Genomic DNA, 1005 nt, shown 5'->3' on the forward strand with positions numbered 1-1005 from the left:
CTAGATGACTGATGCCAAGGGGTTCAGTGGTCGTACGCGGTGAGGGAGCGCATGACGGGCTGTCCGGCTTGGTCGTTGTGCCAGATCGCGGCGGTCAGCGCCAGGATCCGCTGGAGGACGCGGACCATAACGCCGCCGGGTGTTCGGCCGTGGTGCCGTTCGAGGTCGAGCTGGCCCTTGAAGGTGTCGTTGACCGACTCGATGATCTGCCGCAGCGGCTTGAACAGCTGCGATCCGGCCCGCTCAGGCTCGCCCTTGCGGGCCGGACGCAGGAGCCGGAGCTGCAGTTCGGCGAGCTCACGCTCGAACACGGCGCCGTAGTAGTTCTTGTCACCGATCAGGGTCTGGCCGGGACGGGCGGCCACCAGGTCGGTTTCGGTGTCCAGGATGTCCAGCAGGGTGGTGCGCTCGTCGGCCTTGGCGCCGGTCAGCGCGAACGCGACGGGAAGGCCGTGCAGGGTGCACACCAGGTGCAGCCGCAGGCCCCAGAAGAACCGCGAATGGCTGGCGCAGTAGCCGTACTCGGCCCATCCGGCCAGGTCGGAGCGTTTGACCGTCTCGCGGGAGCGGCCGCACTCGACCGGGGTGGAGTCGACCACCCAGACGCTGTCCGTCCACAGGCTGGTGTCGGCGGCCAGCCGCCGGTTGACGCGGGCGATCAGGTCCCCGGCCTTGCGCAGCCGACGGTTGTAGCCCGACTGCCCGGGCAGGTACGGGAACAGGTGCCGCAGGTGGGAGCGGGCGTAGCGGATCCAGCGACGCTCGGAGACGTAGCCGAGCAGGGCCTGCATCACCGAGAGCGTGACCAGCTCGGCATCGCTGAGCTGCGGCTCGATGCCAATCTCGGGCCGCCACGGGGCCAGATGCGGCGATTCCTTCAGCAAGTCGTCGGTTGTCACATAGAGTGCGGTCGCGAGGGAGTCCAGATCTGGCGTCACAACCGATCTTTGGGCTCCCTCGCTTCATCTCATGCGCGCCAGCAAGCCCTTGGCATCAGTCATCTAG

The 1005-nt window shown here is 67.7% G+C and carries 1 protein-coding gene; it reads right to left on the minus strand.

Annotated elements, in window-relative coordinates:
* Nucleotides 1–23 precede the first annotated feature (23 nt).
* Nucleotides 24–938, minus strand: a complete 915-nt coding sequence (locus ABCR83_RS32665; RefSeq protein WP_462698892.1) for an IS982 family transposase — start codon at nt 936–938, stop codon at nt 24–26.
* Nucleotides 939–1005: the final 67 nt, after the last annotated feature.

It is taken from the genome of Streptomyces xingningensis (genome assembly GCF_054957865.1).